The organism is Bradyrhizobium sp. SZCCHNS2022 (genome assembly GCF_032377575.1).
Taxonomy (GTDB): Bacteria; Pseudomonadota; Alphaproteobacteria; order Rhizobiales; family Xanthobacteraceae; genus Bradyrhizobium; species Bradyrhizobium aeschynomenes.
This window is the reverse complement of record NZ_JAUHHZ010000001.1, coordinates 7,078,659-7,095,961: the sequence shown is the minus strand read 5'-3', so window position 1 is coordinate 7,095,961 and position 17,303 is coordinate 7,078,659. Positions and strand designations below refer to the sequence as shown.

14 protein-coding genes are annotated in these 17,303 nt (G+C 64.7%); 6 read left to right on the top strand and 8 right to left on the bottom strand.

Annotated features, from left to right (window positions below; translation table 11 throughout):
• The first annotated feature begins 57 nt into the window (after window positions 1-57).
• From QXZ94_RS31695 to QXZ94_RS31670, 6 genes are all read left to right on the top strand, one after another.
• The gene (locus QXZ94_RS31695; protein ID WP_172114550.1) at window positions 58-462 is read left to right on the top strand and encodes a DUF350 domain-containing protein; all 405 of its coding nucleotides are present in this window, start codon (window positions 58-60) and stop codon (window positions 460-462) included.
• A 2-nt stretch (window positions 463-464) separates the two neighbouring features.
• Window positions 465-866, top strand: coding sequence for a hypothetical protein (locus QXZ94_RS31690; protein ID WP_315725057.1), 402 nt, complete (start codon window positions 465-467; stop codon window positions 864-866).
• A gap of 326 nt (window positions 867-1,192) precedes the next feature.
• Window positions 1,193-2,368 (top strand): glutathionylspermidine synthase family protein, encoded by a 1,176-nt coding sequence (locus QXZ94_RS31685; protein ID WP_315725055.1) that lies wholly within the window; start codon window positions 1,193-1,195, stop codon window positions 2,366-2,368.
• A gap of 111 nt (window positions 2,369-2,479) precedes the next feature.
• Entirely contained in the window at window positions 2,480-2,860 is a 381-nt protein-coding gene (locus QXZ94_RS31680) for a hypothetical protein (RefSeq protein ID WP_172114542.1), read from the top strand.
• 284 nt (window positions 2,861-3,144) lie between these two features.
• Window positions 3,145-3,972, top strand: a complete 828-nt coding sequence (locus QXZ94_RS31675) for a hypothetical protein (RefSeq protein ID WP_315725053.1) — start codon at window positions 3,145-3,147, stop codon at window positions 3,970-3,972.
• An 830-nt stretch (window positions 3,973-4,802) separates the two neighbouring features.
• Complete coding sequence (locus QXZ94_RS31670) at window positions 4,803-6,977, top strand: RelA/SpoT family protein (RefSeq protein ID WP_409998813.1); 2,175 nt, start codon at window positions 4,803-4,805, stop codon at window positions 6,975-6,977.
• A gap of 553 nt (window positions 6,978-7,530) precedes the next feature.
• On the opposite strand, the gene QXZ94_RS31665 is transcribed toward QXZ94_RS31670, so the two are convergent.
• The 8 genes from QXZ94_RS31665 to QXZ94_RS31630 form a co-directional block, all read right to left on the bottom strand.
• Window positions 7,531-9,018: a sensor histidine kinase gene (locus tag QXZ94_RS31665; RefSeq protein ID WP_315725049.1), complete on the bottom strand. Its 1,488-nt coding sequence runs from the start codon at window positions 9,016-9,018 to the stop codon at window positions 7,531-7,533.
• An 11-nt stretch (window positions 9,019-9,029) separates the two neighbouring features.
• Entirely contained in the window at window positions 9,030-9,326 is a 297-nt protein-coding gene (locus tag QXZ94_RS31660; RefSeq protein ID WP_006613308.1) for a circadian clock KaiB family protein, read from the bottom strand.
• The gene (gene kaiC / locus QXZ94_RS31655) at window positions 9,323-11,077 is read right to left on the bottom strand and encodes a circadian clock protein KaiC (RefSeq protein ID WP_315725047.1); all 1,755 of its coding nucleotides are present in this window, start codon (window positions 11,075-11,077) and stop codon (window positions 9,323-9,325) included. Before kaiC ends, QXZ94_RS31660 begins: the two co-directional genes overlap by 4 nt.
• 215 nt (window positions 11,078-11,292) lie before the next feature.
• A complete protein-coding gene (locus QXZ94_RS31650; protein ID WP_315725044.1) occupies window positions 11,293-12,162 on the bottom strand; it encodes a protein-glutamate O-methyltransferase CheR in 870 nt (289 codons plus the stop codon).
• Window positions 12,159-13,352 (bottom strand): chemotaxis response regulator protein-glutamate methylesterase, encoded by a 1,194-nt coding sequence (locus QXZ94_RS31645; RefSeq protein WP_315725042.1) that lies wholly within the window; start codon window positions 13,350-13,352, stop codon window positions 12,159-12,161. The genes QXZ94_RS31650 and QXZ94_RS31645 overlap by 4 nt, the downstream gene beginning before the upstream one ends.
• 73 nt (window positions 13,353-13,425) lie before the next feature.
• Complete coding sequence (locus QXZ94_RS31640) at window positions 13,426-13,791, bottom strand: PleD family two-component system response regulator (RefSeq protein ID WP_006613312.1); 366 nt, start codon at window positions 13,789-13,791, stop codon at window positions 13,426-13,428.
• A 68-nt stretch (window positions 13,792-13,859) separates the two neighbouring features.
• A complete protein-coding gene (locus QXZ94_RS31635; RefSeq protein WP_172114528.1) occupies window positions 13,860-14,330 on the bottom strand; it encodes a chemotaxis protein CheW in 471 nt (156 codons plus the stop codon).
• Between the two features lie 25 nt (window positions 14,331-14,355).
• Window positions 14,356-17,133, bottom strand: a complete 2,778-nt coding sequence (locus tag QXZ94_RS31630; protein WP_315725039.1) for a hybrid sensor histidine kinase/response regulator — start codon at window positions 17,131-17,133, stop codon at window positions 14,356-14,358.
• Window positions 17,134-17,303: the final 170 nt, after the last annotated feature.

The window sequence follows — 17,303 nt, the reverse complement described above, 5'->3', positions numbered from 1 at the left end:
TCGAACCGGTGATGCTGGCGCTGCGACAGATGAGAGTTCCACGCGTCGGACCCGATCATGATCCTGCAATCGCTCGCCGGCCTGCCGGCCTTCCTGGTCTATTTCTGCACCGCGCTGGTCGCGGTGACGGCGTACCTCTTCATCTACACGCGCGTCACGCCCTACAATGAATTCCAGCTGATCCGCGACAACCATCCCTCCGCGGCGATCTCGCTCGGCCTGAGCCTGCTCGGCTTCACGCTGCCGCTGGTCAGCGCCATCGCGCATTCCGCCAACGTGCTGGACTGCCTGATCTGGGCACTGGTGGCATTGATCGTCCAGGTGATCGTCTACTATCTCGTCCGCATTCCGGTGCCGGACCTCGCCAACCGCATCGTCGCGGGCGAGATGGCCTCCGCGATCTGGCTCGGATTGGCATCCTTGTCCGCCGGCGCGCTCAACGCCGCCTCGATGATCTACTGACCATGGCCAAGCAGCCTCCCGAATTCGGCAAGCGCCGGCCGCTGCCCCCACCGCCGACGACCCCGCCGGTGAAGCGCTCCGGCCAGGTCGCGCTGCTGTTGATGGGCACGCTCGCGGTCGGCGGCACCGCCTATGCGCTGATGCCGCGGCAGCAGAGCTGCCCGCAGCCGGACGCGGCCACGCCCGCGGTGGCAGGCCAGCCGCAGCCGAGCAACTGCACCTCGCAGCGCTCGGGAAGCAGCGGCGGCAGCGGCTCCGGACGCTGGGGCTATTCGAGCAGCGACTCGTCGTCGCGCAGCAGCAGCGGCGGCAGTTCGACGCATGTCGTCGACGCGTCCTCGGCCCACGTCTCGCGCGGCGGCTTCGGCGGATTTGGCCATGGCTTCGGCTTCGGCGGCGGCTGATTTCCGTCGCGCGATCGCCGCGAAAACACCGCCTTTGTGCTGTTTGTTGGATTCGGATCTTTGACACAGACTCACAATCATAAAAAACTGGCCTGCCCACTGATCGGAATTGATCCGATGCGACGTCCGCGCCTGAAGGCGCCGGCGATGATGGAGGCTGCAGCGATCGTTGCGGTCTTCATCGCAGCTTCAAGCCATCGGTCGCGCGGTCCCTCGTCCGGACCGCAAGGCGAACATCGTTGTCGCGCTGCCCAGGGCAGCGTGCGTGATGCCGTGCACCGTCTTCACGGGCACGGCGCGCGCGGCTGCGCCTGCGGGTAGGCAAGATGCAGCGCATCCCCTGCCCCGAGCGTGACGACTGGCGCGAGACGGCGGCGCAATGCGGCTTCGATTTCTACGAGCTCGACGGCGAGCGCTATTGGGACGAGCGCGCCTACTATGCGTTCTCGATCGCCGAGATCGAGCTCGGCATCGAGGAGCCGACCGGCGAGATCGAGCAGATGTGCCTGGAGCTCGTGGGGCGCGTCGTCGCTGACGAGGTCCTGCTGCAAAGGCTGAAGATCCCGCAAGCGTTCTGGCCGCTGCTGAGCGAGAGCTGGAAGCGCCGGGACGACAGTCTCTATGGCCGCCTCGACCTCAGTTTTCCAGGCTTCCGCGGCGGCGACCGCGTGCCGGCGAAGCTGCTCGAATATAATGCCGACACGCCGACCTCGATCTTCGAAGCCGCCGTCTTCCAATGGACATGGCTGGAGCAGGCGATCGAACGGCGCATCCTCCCCGGCAGGGCCGACCAGTACAACTCGATCCATGAACGGCTGATCGAACGCTGGCGTTCGCTCGGCAAGGGACGCCCGCTGCATCTGGCGGGAATGACCGCCGAGGTCGAGGATGCCGCCACCCTGGCGTATCTCGCCGACACGGCCGCGCAGGCCGGCTTGTCGACAAGCATCCTTGACGTCACCGACATCGGCTGGCGCGACAAAGGCGGCGGCTTCGTCGACCTCGACAACGAGGATATCGCACTCGCCTTCAAGTTGTACCCCTGGGAGTGGATGTTCCACGATGCTTTCGGGGCGAGGCTCGGCAGCGCACCGACGCAGTGGGTGGAGCCGCCGTGGAAGGCGATCCTCTCCAACAAGGGCATCCTGCCGCTGCTGTGGCAGATGAACGAAGGCCATCCGAACCTGCTGCCGGCCTATTTCGAGGACGATCCGAAAGCGGCCAGTCTTGGTCCGAGCTTCGTGCGCAAGCCGATCTACTCGCGCGAGGGCGCCAATGTCAGCCTGGTGTCGGACGGCGTCGCCGTGTCTGCACAGGAAGGCCCCTACGGCGCCGAAGGATTCATCCGGCAGGCGCTGGCGCCGCTGCCGGATTTCGGCGGCGTGTTCCCCGTCATCGGCAGCTGGCTCGTCGACCACCAGCCATGCGGTCTTTCGATCCGCGAGGACGCAACCCCGATCACGGGCAACCGTTCGCGCTTTTTGCCGCATGCGATCCTCTAGGTTGTTAACGAGTGGCGTCGAAAACGGCTCGACTCCCGGTCCCGGATGGTTAGATAGAGCAAGGGGACGGAACTCCTCGACGCGGCGACCACGCGCGACCGGATGTGAGGCATGGCGACGGACAATTCTCAGCTCGACGGCTTGCGTATCCTGGTCGCCGAGGACGAGGGGCTGATCGCGCTCGAGCTCGAGACCGTGCTGAAGGATTTCGGTTGCGACGTGATCGGCCCGGTGTCACGCGTCGCCGACGTGTTGCGCGAGGCCGAGCGCGGCAGCCTCGATGGCGCACTGCTCGACGTCAACCTGCGCGGCGAGCAGATCTTCGCGGTGCTGCCGCAGCTCATCGCGCTCGGACTGAAGATCGTCATCACCTCCGGCTATGACGATGCAACCCTGTTTCCGCCCGAGTTTCGCAGCCTGCCCCGGCTCGCCAAACCATTCGACGAGCGCGCGCTGCGTGCGATGTGCGAGGCGACGTTCCTGCCGCGTTAACCTCGCAGTCAGGCTGATCACCCGCGCCGGACTGACAGCGCCAGAGGGCCGCGACCGCGACGACGTATCGGGTTCTCATCCTCTATCAACAAGTTGCCAAACGGTATCATGACAGATCGACCGGCCGGAGCAACGGTTTGCCGGAATGATTGCTGGCGTCCGTCCGAGCGCGCTCCTGCAGCCTTCGCAGGAAAGATGATTCCATATTGCCAAACCTGCAGTTGAACGGAATGATCGGACTTTGCGATCAGCTCTTGAACGGCCATTCCTGTTTCGGATATCAGATGCGAGGCATCAAACGACGTAAAAGCGGCTCCGCCGATCGTCAGCTCCAAAAACGCACCAGCACAATGGCGGTGCGGCAGGACTTGCCGCTCATCCACATCACGGCGGTCGGGAATGCGCGTGAGATCGTCAGCAGCGGCGATCTGGAGATACGCAAGTGCAGGGCTTTCCAGAAAGAGCTGCTCTATTTCTTTGCCGTGAGACTTGCCTACCGGCTCAAGGATGGCGATGAGAAGTCGCACCAGATCAACCGCTTCCCATTCGTCTTCATCGTCCGGCCGGAGGCGCTCAAGACGCCCTATCACGTCTATCCGTTCGATACCGGAGCCGCGATCAAGGGCGTTTTCGACAGTCAAGCGGACCCTTACATCCCCCTTGACGATTACGAACTGGAGCCGACCCTCGAGGCTGCTGCGCGGCACATCAAATGGGCCTTCGGTTCACTCGAAGACTACCTCGAGGGAAATCTGCGGCCGGACATCCTCGACGACGTCCCCATGCACGAGACGGTGACCCGCGGATATGTCGACATTGCGCGCCAGGCAAGGACCGGCAGCAACAAGCCGGACAAGCGAGCCTCGGCCGTAGAGATCGCCGTCAATCACGGCGTCCCGTTGAAGGACAACGTCTTGCTCGCGATTCTTCCCAAGCAGTACCTCGAGGAGGATGGCCAGCCTGCCAACGACGACTTCATTTCACTCCTGCAACAACGCAACGTTCCCTGGGACCATTACGACTGGCAGCCCAACAAGACGCCCAACGAGTTCCAGCAGGAGATCAATCGAGTTGCGATCAGGTTCTTCAAGTCGCGGGGTTTGATCCGGTGATCGACACCGGCCCCTCCGAACTGATCCTGGCCGGATATGCCCCGCTGTCCTCGAGGGGATTTGCTCTGCCCTGCTTTGTCGCCAGCCCGCAGTCGAACGCGTGGTACACGGCGATTTGTTCGGTCGAAGCCGACCATTCGGGAGAGATCGTCGGCTTCGATGTGTTCGAGTCCGGCGGCATCCTTCGCCTGCCCCCGGAGCAGCACCGGATCGTCGCGCTCCATGAGCCGTGGACCGATGTCTTCATCTGGAAGAACTCGGCTCTGATCGGCACACCGGCCGACATCTGGATCAAGCTCGGACCGGAGCGGGATGAGATGCTCGGCGTGATGCCGCTCACCGGTCTCGATCTGGCTCTGGGAATACCGGATCAAGACGTGTTCGCACTCGTCGGTGACGCGTTCGCGTTCATGCGCCGCAGATTTGGCCCGGAGGATGCGGACGCTTGGCGTTACGGCACCCTCACGCGGCAACAGCTCATGATCGCCTTCAGGCGCCTGGCACGAGACGCCGGCCTGGGAGACGATGTGGCGTCTGCGCTCGGAGCCATCGAAGTCGAGCATCTCGGCTCATCGCGGATCAAGGTCCTGCTTCCCTTCGACGTCATCAGGGCGTTCACCGGAAGGGGTCGATCGGAGGAGCTCGCTCGCCGAGCGAGCGAAGCCCTTGCCCGGCTTGGAAGCGCTCTTCACGATATCGAGGCCATCGATAGCCCGCCGGGCACTCCGGCGCGCAGGATCTCGATCGAAACGGCGAGCCAGAGCGCTCCCATCGATGAACAGCCCGCATTTGACGACACGAGCGAAGGAGATCAGGAAGACACCGCCGAAATCGACCAGCTCGTCGAGCAGATACGAACCTACAATCCAAGGACGGACGAGAACCTGATCCGACGCGCGTATCGCTACGGCACGCTCAATGGAAGAACTCATCAGACTGCACCGAAGCGCAGGCAATCATCACCGGCAGCGATCGCAAAGCTCGTCTGCGACCAGCGGCTGGACGATGCGACGATCGTCGCCGCGCTCATTCACGGCGGCAGCGCCGAGACGGAAGCCGCGCGCATCGAGGTAGGCGAGATTGAGCAGTTGTTCGGGCGTGAGGTCGGTCAGCTGGTGGACGGCCTCAAGCGAATGAGGAAGCTGGAGCTTGTTCCGCAGGCGTCCGAGCAATCGGAGAACCTGCGGAAGCTCCTCGTCGCAATCGCCGGCGACGTGAGGGTCCTCCTGGTCAAGCTGGCTGCTCGACTTCACGAGATGCGAGGTCTGGAGCGGATGCCGGAGGCGGCCCAGTTTCGTCTTGCACAAGAGACGCTCGAAATCTACGCACCGCTCGCCGGCCGCGTCGGCATGCAGGAGATGCGCGAGGAGCTCGAAGACTTGTCCTTTCGCGCGATCGATCCGAGCGCATATGGTCTGCTGCTCCAGCGGCTCGACGCGATCACAGCACGAAACCCCGACCTGATCACCGAGGTCGAAAGCCAGCTGGCAACGAAGTTCCGGGAGCGCGGACTGGCGGCCCGGGTCATCGGACGACGCAAGAAGCCATTCGCGATCTGGCTCGAAATGCAGCGCCGATCGCTCGGTTTCGAGCAGCTCACCCACTATGCGTTCCGCATCATTACGCAGGATCACGCGTCGTGCTACCGGGCGCTCGGCATCGTTCACACCGTCTGGCCGGTCGTCCCCGGCAAGTTCGTGGACACCATCTCCACACCGACGGAGATGGACTATCGCGCCATTCACACCACGGTGATCGGCCCAGGCAAGCAACGCATCGAGCTGCAGATCCGAACCGACGAGGGGGATTTCATCGCCGAACTCGGGACGACAGCGTCTTCCTTTGAGAGCGATGCGGACTCGTTCGGCAGGCCGTCGAAGCAGGAATCGGATGCATTCGCTTCGTTGCGTCAGACGATCGGTGCTCTCTCGCAGCACGCCGACACCGAAGACTTCCGCAAGCATACCAAGCTCGAGCTCTTTCGCGATCAGGTCTTCTGCTTCACTCCGAAAGGCAAGCTGATCGCACTGCCGCGGGGCGCGTCAGCCATCGACTTCGCCTACGCAGTTCACACGAACGTGGGCAACAGTGCTGTGGGCTGCAAGATCAACGGAGAGTTCGCGGCGCTGTCGACGGAGCTCGAAAATGAGAACTCCGTCGAGGTGCTGATATCCGACGCGCAGACTGCGCCGCCGGCTGCATGGGAGACGCTTGCGCGGACACGCAAGGCGCGGGCAGCGATCCGGAGAGCGACCCGCAAAGCGGTCGATGAGCAATACGCCGACCTGGGCCGGCGTATCGTCGAGAGATTTTTCGAGCGGATCAAGCTCGATTTTGTCGACTACAAGCTGAAGGGAGCGCTCCCCCGACTGCGCCGCGGCTCGGTCGACGAGGTGATGGCAGCCGTGGGGCGCGGAGAGATCAAGGCGTCCAATGTCGCACGGGCGATCTATCCCGATTACCAGGAAGATCAAGGTCTCCGTCCCGGCGGAAAGAAGGGCGTTGCGATCAGAGTACGGTTCTTCACGACGCAGGAAAATCGGACAAGCGGCTGGAGATCTACCTGGGTTGGAGACCTCAAATCCGGCTTGCCCGTCAAGTTCGCGCCTCAGGGCGGTGCGTTGCCGGGCGAGCGCATCGTCGGAATCGTCACTCGGAACGAGGGGCTCACCATCTATCCGATTCAATCCAGATCGCTGGAGAAGTTCGAGGGCGAGCCTGAACGCTGGGTCGACGCCCGCTGGGAGGAAAGCGACTCCGGCCCCCGGCGCTTTCCGGCGCGCATTCTCGTCAGATATGTCGACGAGCCGGGAAACCTGGCCGCCATAGCCTCGGTGATCAACGAGCAGGACGGCAACATTGATAACATCTCCACGCGTCGTTCTCTGGGCTTCAACGAGCTCATCGTCGACCTGGATGTCTACGACCTAAGGCATCTAAGCGCGATCATGGCTCATTTGCGCGTCAATTCATCGGTCGACTCGGTCGAACGCATCGAAGGTTAGCGAACCTTCGTTCATCATCGTCCCCTTCGACGGCCCGCATGTTCCCTCCGGAATCATGCGGGTTCCCGCACCAGCCTCTAGAGGATGATGCGATGATGTGGAAACGCATCATGCTCTGATCCCCAACGTGCTGATAGGGGCGACGGAAGGCCCGCGGATTCTGTCTTACCCTCCCCTGGAGGAGTCGATCGCACGCGAAGCGGGCGAGCGGGGTGGGTGATCTCTCCGCGAAACCGGTGCAAGTCGAGGGATCACCCCACCCCGGCTCACATTGCGCTGAGCTCCATGTGAGCCGACCCTCCCCCTCCAGGGCAGGGCTATCGCATATGGCGATCGATGTTTTGCGCCCATCTCCCTCCGCGTCGTCATGGCCGGGCTTGTCCCGGGCATGACGATGTGGAGACGGTTTCGCGACACACTCAGATTGACCATATGCGATAGCCCTGCCCTCCAGGGGAGGGTGAGAGCGGGGCTGACCTCGAAGCTGCGCGCTGCGGGATCGAAAAGGTGCGTCGTGCCGTCATGATGCGATTCCGAAGAAACACATCATGCTCTAATCCGGCTGCACGGCCGAGGCGGGCGGATGTTCGGGGGACGTCTCGGCCGTCAGCGCGAAAGTGAGCCTGCAGTGGATCCCTTCGGGCTCGAAATCCAGCGCGGCTTCACCGTCGAGATCGAAGCGGACGACGCGGTCGATCAGGGTGGTGCCGAAGCCGCGCGATCCGCTGCGTTCCACGCGCGGGCCGCCGCGTTCGATCCAGACCAGCTCCAGCCTGTTGCGGTCGTCGCACCGCCGCCAGGAGATCGTGACCTGCCCCAGGGGCGCGGACAGCGCACCATATTTCGAGGCATTGGTGGCGAGTTCGTGCAGCACCATCGACAGCGGCAGCACCAGCCGCGCCTCCAGCAACACCGGAGGCCCTTCGATCGCAATGCGGCCTTCACCGACGCCGTAGGGCGCCAGCACGGTGGTGAGCAGCTCGTTGAAGCCGATGCCGATCCAGCGGGTCTGGGTCAGGATGTCGTGCGCGATCGACACCGCCTGGATCCGCCCGGAGAACGCCTTGTTGAAGGCCGGCAGCGACGGCGAGGTGCGCAGCGTCTGGCCGGCCACGGACTGCACGATGGCCAGGATGTTCTTGACGCGATGGTTCAGCTCCGCGACCAGCATGGTCTGCTGCTCTTCGGCCCGCTTGCGCTCGGTGATGTCGGTCAGGGTGACGATCGAGCCCACGGTGTCCTTGGCGTCGTTGACCAGCGGCCCGCCGGACAGCAGAAACGAGCGACCGGACATGCGCTCGTTGCGCAGGGCGACCTCGACGCCGTGGAAGGGCTTGGTGGCCAGCGCCCGATCGAGACTCTCGCGTGAGAAGCGGGTCAGGGTGCCCTGCTGGCTCGCACTCTGGGCATCGAGCGGAAAGGCCTCCGAGAACAGCTGCCCGACCGGTGAGCGCTCCGCGAGCTGCTCGGCGACCCAGCTCGCATGGGTGATCCGTCCGTCCAGTGCCAGCACGACCACGGCATCGGTAGCCTGCTCCAGGATCGAGCGCGCGAAGCGCTCGGCGGTGGCAACCTCCTCGGCGCGGCGCTGGATCGACATGTCGGTCAGCGTCACCAGGGTGGCGGCGACGCCCCCCATCGCCATCTGCCGCATCCACACCGACACCGGCAGGCCGTCGCCGTCGGAGCGGCGCAACTGCGCATCGCTCGCCGCGTCGTCGGCGCGCTGCTGCGGCACCGGGCCGGCGAACAACGAGGCGAAGCTGCGCCCCACCAATTGCTGCGCACTAAGCCCCGTCAGCGCACACAGCCGCGAGTTGACGTAGACGATACTGCCGTCTGCATCGAGCGTCAGCGCGCCGTCGCTCATGCGCTCGACCAGGACATGATAGGGCGCGTCGGCACCCTGCAGCATGATGATCTGGGGTCCACTCGGGCCCTGCACCACCACGGCATCGACATTGCCGCGATGGATCGCCTCGACGGTCTCCTCCGCCTCGTTGCGCGGCCGGGCCGCCTGCATCACATCTTTAGCCGCCACGCGTCCTCCGTTCAGCTCGGAGCAATGTCCAGACCGACCAGCACCTTCTCCGCATTGGAGAGGTCGCCGATGATGCGCTTGAGCGGCTCGGGCAGTTGCCGGATCAGCGTCGGAATGGCGACGATCTGATCGCGCTGCGCCAGCGCAGGATCCTTCATCAGATCAATCACCTCGATCGTGTAGCGGCCGGGCAGATGCGTCTCGCACAGCTTCTTGAGGTTGGCGAGCGCGGCCAGCGATTTTGGCGTCTGGCCCGCAACGTAGAGCCGCAGATTATAGCCATCCTGTTCCATTGCTGTCGCCGTCATTTGCCTGATGTCATCGGATTCGACGGCGAGCTCACCGCTCGCTTCGACGAGCGGCTCTGCACCATTGCGATGCGATCGGCGGAGCGCTGATCCTCGCGGGCGGCACCTTCCAGGTTCAGAAGCTCCATCTCCCCCTCCTCGCTGGCAAGCTGCGCCTTCAGCGTTTCGATCTGCGCCGCGATCTCGCGCCGGCGGCGCTCGATCTCCCGCGTGCGGCGTTCCAAGTCCTGCGTGCGCAACAGGCGGTCGGCACGATCCCTGACCTCCTGGGCCACCCGGGCCGATCCCGTGAGCACGCCCTCGGGACCCAAATAGACCTCGCGCAGCGCGATGCCGTCGCCGCTCATCAGGAACTCGCGCACCTGGTTGGAGTGGGCCATGCCGCGCGACTTCAACAGATAGAGCTGGCGATTGTGCTCGCCGTTGCTCTCGCGATTGTAGAGCAGCAGCCAGGTGTCGGTGAGCGAGGAGATCTGCATCTCCGTAGTCGCGGTCTCCGCGCTGCCGGCGCCGAGATTGGTGAACAGAGCGGTCACCCCACGCGACTTCAGGAAGTCGATCAGCCGCAGCGTCATCGAATGCACGTCGCCGGCAAGTCCGGCGCCCATCAACGACGAGATCGGGTCGACCACCACGGCGGCGGGATCAAACTCCTTCACCTCACGGTGCATGGCCGCGAGGTGTGTCTCCAGCCCGTAGAGGTTCGGACGGCGCGCCGAGAAGCGCAGCAGGCCGCGATCGACCCATTGCTGCAGGTCGAGTCCGACCGATCGCATGTTGCGCACGATCTGCTGCGGCGATTCCTCGAGCGCGAAGTAGATGCAGCGCTGTCCGGCGGCACAGATCGAGTTGGCAAAATGCGCCGAGACCGTCGACTTGCCGGCACCGGCCATGCCCGAGATCAGGATGCTCGAGCCCTTGTAGTAGCCACGGCCCTCGAGCATCTCGTCGAGATCGGCGATGCCGGTCGAGACCCGCTCCGTCGAGGCATCATGCGACAGGCCCGACGAGGTGATCGGCATCACGGTGATGCCTTCCTGGTCGATGATGAAGGGATATTCGTTGGTGCCGTGCGCCGTGCCGCGATACTTCACGACGCGCAGCCGGCGCGTCGACAGCTGGTCGTGCACGCGGTTGTCGAGCAGGATCACGCAGTCGGCGACATATTCCTCGAGACCATAGCGGGTGAGCGTGCCGTCGCCGCGCTCGCCGGTGATGATGGCGGTCACGCCCTTGCTCTTCAGCCATTCGAACAGGCGGCGCAGCTCGGAGCGCAGCACGGCCTGGTTGTCGAGACCGCCGAACAGCGTCTCGATCGTGTCGATCACGACGCGCTTGGCGCCGACGGAATCGATTGCGAACCCGATGCGGATGAACAGGCCGTCGAGATCATAATCGCCGGCCTCCTCGATCTCGTTGCGGTCGAGATGGATGTGGTCGACGACGATCTTCCTCTGCTCGATCAGCCGCTCGATGTCGTAGCTCAGCGAGCCGACATTCTTGATCAGATCCTCGGGCTGCTCCTCGAACGCGATGAACACGCCCGGCTCGTCATAGGCGACCGCGCCGTTGTAGAGAAACGTCATTGCGAACAACGTCTTGCCGCATCCGGCGGCGCCGCACAGCAGCGTCGGCCGGCCTTGCGGCAGACCGCCGAAGGTGACCTCGTCGAGGCCGTCGATCCCAGTCGGTGACTTCGCAATGACAGGGAGATCCCGCGTCACGATTCGAGGACGCACGCTCGTTTTCATTCATTCCCCCTGCCATCAAGGCAACACGCTTCGGCCACACCAAGGCGTGAATCGACGCGCCAGAACGAAAAAAGTTCCAGGTCGGGGAAAAAGATTTGCGTCTGCGAATGATCCGCCGATGCCCGGCCGACGTAAGCCGGCGGCTGAGGACGAAAGCCCCGGCTTGGAAAGAGCCCTGGCCTGGAGTCGGGATGGTCCTTGCGGACGGCGCGCGATCAGCGCGCCGCGACCACCTTCAGGCCAGGCAGCAGCGCAGCGCCGCCGCGCGGGCTGCGGACCGGATTGATCTGGTACAGACCCCGCCGCTCCTGGTTGGGCTTGAACGCATCCGTGATGCCGACCACCGACTCGGCGGCACCCAGCAGCAGCGTGCCGTCGGGCTCCATCACCTTGGCCATCCGCTCGAAGATCGAGGCCTTGGTCTCCTGGTCGAAATAGATCAGCACGTTGCGGCAGAAGATCACGTCGAACTTGCCGAGATGCGAGAAGTCCTGCAGCAGATTGAGCTGGCGATGCTGGACCATGCCGCGGATGTCGGCGCTGAGCTGCCAGAGCTCGCCGAGCTGGGTGAAGTATTTCACCAGCAGCTGGATCGGCAAGCCGCGTTGCACTTCGAACTGGCTGTAGAGACCGGCCTTCGATTTCTCCAGCACCTCCTGCGACAGGTCGGTGGCGATGATCTCGATACGCCAGCCGGCAAGCGCCGCGCCATGCTCCCGCAGGCACATCGCGATCGAGTACGGCTCCTGTCCGGTCGAGCAGGCGGCCGACCAGATGCGCAGGGAACGACGGCTGGCGCGCGACTGGATCAGCGCCGGCAGGATGCCTTCGCGCAGATGATCGAACGGAATCTTGTCGCGGAAGAAGAACGTCTCGTTGGTGGTCATGGCCTCGACCACCTGCGTCGTGAGCTGCTCGGCGCCGCTCTTCATCTTCTGCACCAGCTCCGGAATGCCCGGCAGGTTGGCGCGACGGGCGAGCGGCAACAGCCGGCTCTCGACCAGATATTGCTTGTCCGCCGACAGGTCGAGACCGGACCTGTCCTTCAGGAGCTTACGCAGGAACTCATAGTCCAGGGGGGTCACGAACGGTCTCCAGCAAACAGACGGACCAGCTTCGGTGCAATCTGATTCAAGGGAAGGATGGCCGCGCAGATGCCGGCATTGGCGGCCGCGCCCGGCATGCCCCAGACCACGCTGGTCGCCTCATCCTGCGCGATGACGCTGCCACCGGCCGCGACGATGTCCTTGCCGCCGCGCATGCCGTCGGAGCCCATGCCGGTCAGGATCACGGCCAGCGTCGCGCCCTGCCAGATGTCGACGGCCGAGGTGAACAGGGGATCCACCGCCGGCTTGCAGAAATTCACCGGCGGCCCGTTGTCGAGCGCGATGACCGCGTCGGCGCCATGGCGTGCGACGCGCATGTGGCGTCCGCCCGGCGCGAGATAGATCTGGCCCGGCTTGATGACCTCGCCGTCGATGGCCTCATGCGCCGGCCGGCGGCTCGAGCGCGCCAGATGCTCGGCCAGGATGGTGGTGAAGGTCGGCGGCATGTGCTGGGTGATCAGCACCGGGAAACGATCGATCACCGCACCGAGCTCGGTGACGACCGACATCAGCGCCTGCGGTCCGCCGGTCGACGATCCGATCAGCAGCACCTTCGGCATCTGCGAGCTGAAGGCGCGCCGCGCGATCTGCGCCGGGACATGGGGTGCGGCATGCGCGGGAACGGGTGCGGCGAGCGGGCGCGGCACCGCGGCCGGCCTGAGCTCGTGAACGTGCGGAGCCGCCGCGGGGGCGTGATGCACGGGAGCGGCGCGGCGCGCCTTGGCGCCGAGATTGCGGATCTTCTGAATCAGATCGTAGTGGAAATTCTCCGCAGCCGAGGCCTCGCGCGTGCTCTCGGGCTTGGGGATGTAGTCGGCCGCACCCAGCGACAGCGCCTTGAAGCTGATCTCCGCGTTGCGGCGGGTCAGCGTCGAGGCCATGATGACGGCAAGGTTCTTCTTCTTGGCAAGCAGCTTCGGTAGCGCCGCGATGCCGTCGAGCTCGGGCATCTCGATGTCGAGCACGGCGACGTCGGGATTCACGCGATCGATCTGGTTGACCGCCTCGAGGCCGGTGCGGAGCGACGCCGCCACGACCATGTCCGGCTCGGAGCTGATCCAGCGCGAGATCATGCCGCGGATGACGACGGAATCGTCCACGACCATCACCCGGAGAGGTTCCTGCCTGGTCGAACTCGGGATCGAAGAACTGGCCAACGCGACGCTCATAGTTCACCAACAGGACAGAGGCAGAGGGCGACGGCAAGCCCGGACGAGCACGGGCTACTCGACCCGACGGAGATCAGATCAGGCCGACTTCCTGGAATTTGGCTGTCACGATGTCCTTGTCGAAGGGCTTCATGATGTACTCGTTGGCGCCGGCATGCAGCGCGCGCGCGATGTGCGCGACGTCGTTCTCGGTCGTGCAGAACACCACCTTGGGCGCATCGCCGCCGGGCATGCGGCGGAGATTGCCGAGGAACTCATAGCCGTCCATGACGGGCATGTTCCAGTCGAGCAGGACGGCGTCGGGCAGCCCGCGCTTGCAGATCTCCAGCGCCTGCTCGCCGTCCTCCGCCTCGACGATCTGGAAATCCAGACCTTCGAGAATGCGCCGCGCCACTTTTCGAATGACGCTGGAATCGTCAACTACCAGACAGGTTCTCATATCAGCCTCTCGGAATCGGGGTCCAATGCAACGAAGCCATCTGCGTCGTTGCGCTCAAAGCTGCGGCCTCAGGCCGCCATCTTGTCGGCAGCGAGCTCGAGCACGCGATCGACATCGAGGATGACCATCAGCTGGCCATCGAGGCGGTGCACGCCACCGGCGAGCTTCGCCATGCGCGGATCGAGGTTCACCGGGTTCTCCTCCCGGCTCTCCTCCGGCAGCCGCAGCACCTCGCCGATCTGGTCGATCAAGAGGCCGTAGGACTCGCCGCGCAGGTCGACGCCGACCGCCATCGGCGGCTTGCCGTCCTCGGCCCTGGCGAGGCCGAGCCGCGCCCGCATGTCGACGACGGTCACGATGCGGCCGCGCAGGTTCAGCACGCCGGCGATCTCGGCCGACGACAGCGGCACCCGCGTCACCCGCTCCGGCATGAACACGTCCTGCACCCGCGAGATCGGCAGGCCGAACAATTGTCCACCGATCATCGCGGTGACGTATTCGACGGCTGCGCCCTCGGTGGTCTCAATCTTGCTGCTCATCGCACGCTACTCCTGCCCGTTCCTGTCACGCGGCCCGCCGGTTGGCTTCGGCGCGCGCCCGTTCCTCGATCTGTTCCTTCAGCGCCGCGATCAGGCCGGGCCGGTCGAACTTGGCGATGTAGTCGTACAGGCCGGCCTGCCGGCCGCGCTCGATCGCCGCCGGCGAGACCAGCGACGACACCGCGATGACCGGCAGCTGATTCAGGTTCTGATCGGAGCGGATCGCCTCGGCGAACTCGAAGCCGTTCATCTCCGGCATCTCGATGTCGGTGACGACGATGTCGAAGGTGTGCCCGGAGCGCAGCGTGGCGAGGCCCTCGATGGCGGATGCCGCCGTGCGCACCTTGTAGCCGGCCGACTTCAACACCGGCGCCAGCATGTTGCGGAAGAACGGCGAGTCGTCGACCAGGAGAACCGACTGCGTCTGCGCCTCAGTGGCCATCTCCTTGCGGATGAACCAGTCGGCGAAGGCCATCGGCAGGAAGTGGCCGACGTCGATGACCTCGGTCGCCTGGCCCTTGATCACGGCCGAGCCGAGGATGCCGTCCTTGGCGCCGGAGACCTGGATGTTGAGCCGCTCCTCGACGATGTCGATGATCTCGTCGACGACGAGACCCATCGCGCGGGTCTCGTCGGCGAACACCAGGATCGGCTGCGATCCCGTGGTCTGCACCGACACGCCCTCCATCTGCACCAGCGGCATCAGCTGATCGCGGTACTGCACCATGTAACGGCCGTTGGAGATCTCGATCTTGTCGGCCGCGATCTCCTCGAGACGCGTGACCAGCGCCAGCGGCACTGCCTTGGGCTGCGCCGTGCCGGCGCGGAACACCAGCAGCGACGTGAGCTGCTCGCCGCCGATGATGTGATGCGAGGAATGCTCGTCGGCGACCGCCTGCGAGGCCGAGCCGGCAGCGCCGAGCGCCTTCGCAATGCCATTCGGATCGATGATCATGATGACCGCGCCGTCGCCCAGGATGGTGTTGCCCGAGAACATGTCGATGTGCCGCAGCTTGGTCGACATCGGCTTGACCACGATTTCCTCGGTGTGGAACACGCAGTCCACCACGATGCCGAAGGTCTGGTTGCCGACCTGCGTCACCACGATGAAGCCGTTCTCGGGATCGGTCGACGAGCCGTCGTCGATCTTGAGCAGCTTCTTCAGATGCATCAGCGGCAGCAGCTTGTTGCGCAGGCGCAGGACAGCGGTGTCCTTGATGCGCTCGATGCGATGCTCGGAGTTGGCGCGCGCACGCACCAGCTCGACCACCGACAGCTGCGGGATCGCGAAGCGGTCGCCGCCGGCCTCGACGATCAGCGCCGAGACGATCGCCAAGGTCAGCGGGATCTTGATGGTGACGGAGGTGCCCTCGCCGGCGACCGACTTGACGTCGATGGTGCCGCCGATCTGGTCGATGTTGGTGCGCACCACGTCCATGCCGACGCCGCGGCCGGAGACCGAGGTGATGGCAGCGGCGGTCGAGAAGCCCGGCTCGAAGATGAACTTGTGGATCTGCGCTTCCGTCATCTTCTCGAGCTCGGCCTCGGTGACGAGACCGTTCGCCAAGGCCTTGGCCTTGATGCGCTCGGTGTTGAGGCCGCGACCGTTGTCGGCGATGCAGATGATGATGTGGCCGCCTTCATGATAGGCGGAGAGGCGGATGGTGCCCTGCTCGGCCTTGCCGCTCGCGGCGCGCTCGGCCATCGTCTCCAGGCCATGGTCCGCCGAGTTGCGCACCATGTGGGTGAGCGGGTCCTTGATCAGATCGAGCACCTGGCGATCGAGCTCGGTGTCGGCGCCGTGCATCTCGAGCTCGATCTGCTTGCCGAGTTCGGTCGCGAGATCGCGGACGATGCGCGGCAGCTTCTGCCAGGCATTGCCGATCGGCTGCATGCGCGTCTTCATGACGCCTTCCTGCAGCTCGGCGGTGACGTTCGACAGGCGCTGCAACGGCACCTTGAACTCGGTGTCCTCGTTGCGGCGGGCGATCTCGAGCAGCTGGTTGCGCGTCAGCACCAGCTCAGAGACCATCGTCATCAGATGTTCGAGCGTGTCGACGTTGACGCGGATCGACTGGTTGGCGACCTTGTCGTTCTCGTGCACCTCGCCGTCGGCATTGGCCTTGGCCCGCGCCACCTTCTTCGGCGCTTCGACCTTTGCTTCCGCCTTCGCCGGCTCAGGCTTGGGCGCAGCGGCCTGCGGGGCGGACGCCTTCGGCGCGGGCGCGGTCTCATGCGCCGGCGGCGTCTCGATCGCGGTCTCGCGGAAGGCGCGCTCCAGCTCGTCGAGCGAGACCTCGCCCGGACGCAGCGGACGCTCCAGGGTCTGGTCGATCAGCGAGCCCTGCGTCACCGCAGGTGCCGGCGGCGCGGCCGGAGCCGCGGGCACGAGCGGCGGCGCGGCCTCGCCGGCGGCCATCGCGGCCATGCCGCGCTCGACCATCGCCTCGAGCTCGCTGATGAGGTCGCGGTCCTCACCCTCGGGCTCGGACTCGTTGGCTTCGAGCTGCGCCAGCAGGTCCTTGATCCGGTCGATCGTGGTCAGGATCAGCGTGACGGCCTCGCCGGTCACCGGCATGCCGTCGCGGAATTTGCCCATCAGGGTTTCAGCGGCGTGCGCCAGCGCTTCGAGCCGCGGCAGGCCGAGGAAGCCGCAGGTCCCCTTGATCGTGTGCACCAGCCGGAAAATGTTATCCAGGATCTTGGCGTTGTTCGGCTCCTGCTCGAACCGCACCAACTGATTGTCGACGGTATCCAGGCTCTCGCTGGTCTCCGTCAGGAACTCACGCAACAGGTCATCCATTGAAACTGGCCTTCGCACGCAACGGAACGCGACATGACGCGCCCTTCAAACCGTGGCCAGTTTCGGTGCAAAGCGTTTAATATTAGTTGAGTAAGCGCAAATGAACGGACTCAACAAAGAGATAAGATGTCTCCGGACAATTTCGGACACATCCGCAAGACTTGATTAAC

Coding starts and splice junctions, on each gene's coding strand:
- QXZ94_RS31680 (WP_172114542.1), top strand. CDS start 2,480: ATGGCGACGGACAATTCTCAGCTCGACGGCTTGCGTATCCTGGTCGCC.
- QXZ94_RS31640 (WP_006613312.1), bottom strand. CDS start 13,791: ATGAGAACCTGTCTGGTAGTTGACGATTCCAGCGTCATTCGAAAAGTG.
- QXZ94_RS31675 (WP_315725053.1), top strand. CDS start 3,145: ATGCGAGGCATCAAACGACGTAAAAGCGGCTCCGCCGATCGTCAGCTC.
- QXZ94_RS31685 (WP_315725055.1), top strand. CDS start 1,193: ATGCAGCGCATCCCCTGCCCCGAGCGTGACGACTGGCGCGAGACGGCG.
- QXZ94_RS31635 (WP_172114528.1), bottom strand. CDS start 14,330: ATGAGCAGCAAGATTGAGACCACCGAGGGCGCAGCCGTCGAATACGTC.
- QXZ94_RS31660 (WP_006613308.1), bottom strand. CDS start 9,326: ATGACGGCGACAGCAATGGAACAGGATGGCTATAATCTGCGGCTCTAC.
- QXZ94_RS31695 (WP_172114550.1), top strand. CDS start 58: ATGATCCTGCAATCGCTCGCCGGCCTGCCGGCCTTCCTGGTCTATTTC.
- QXZ94_RS31690 (WP_315725057.1), top strand. CDS start 465: ATGGCCAAGCAGCCTCCCGAATTCGGCAAGCGCCGGCCGCTGCCCCCA.
- QXZ94_RS31645 (WP_315725042.1), bottom strand. CDS start 13,352: ATGAGCGTCGCGTTGGCCAGTTCTTCGATCCCGAGTTCGACCAGGCAG.
- kaiC (WP_315725047.1), bottom strand. CDS start 11,077: ATGAAAACGAGCGTGCGTCCTCGAATCGTGACGCGGGATCTCCCTGTC.
- QXZ94_RS31630 (WP_315725039.1), bottom strand. CDS start 17,133: ATGGATGACCTGTTGCGTGAGTTCCTGACGGAGACCAGCGAGAGCCTG.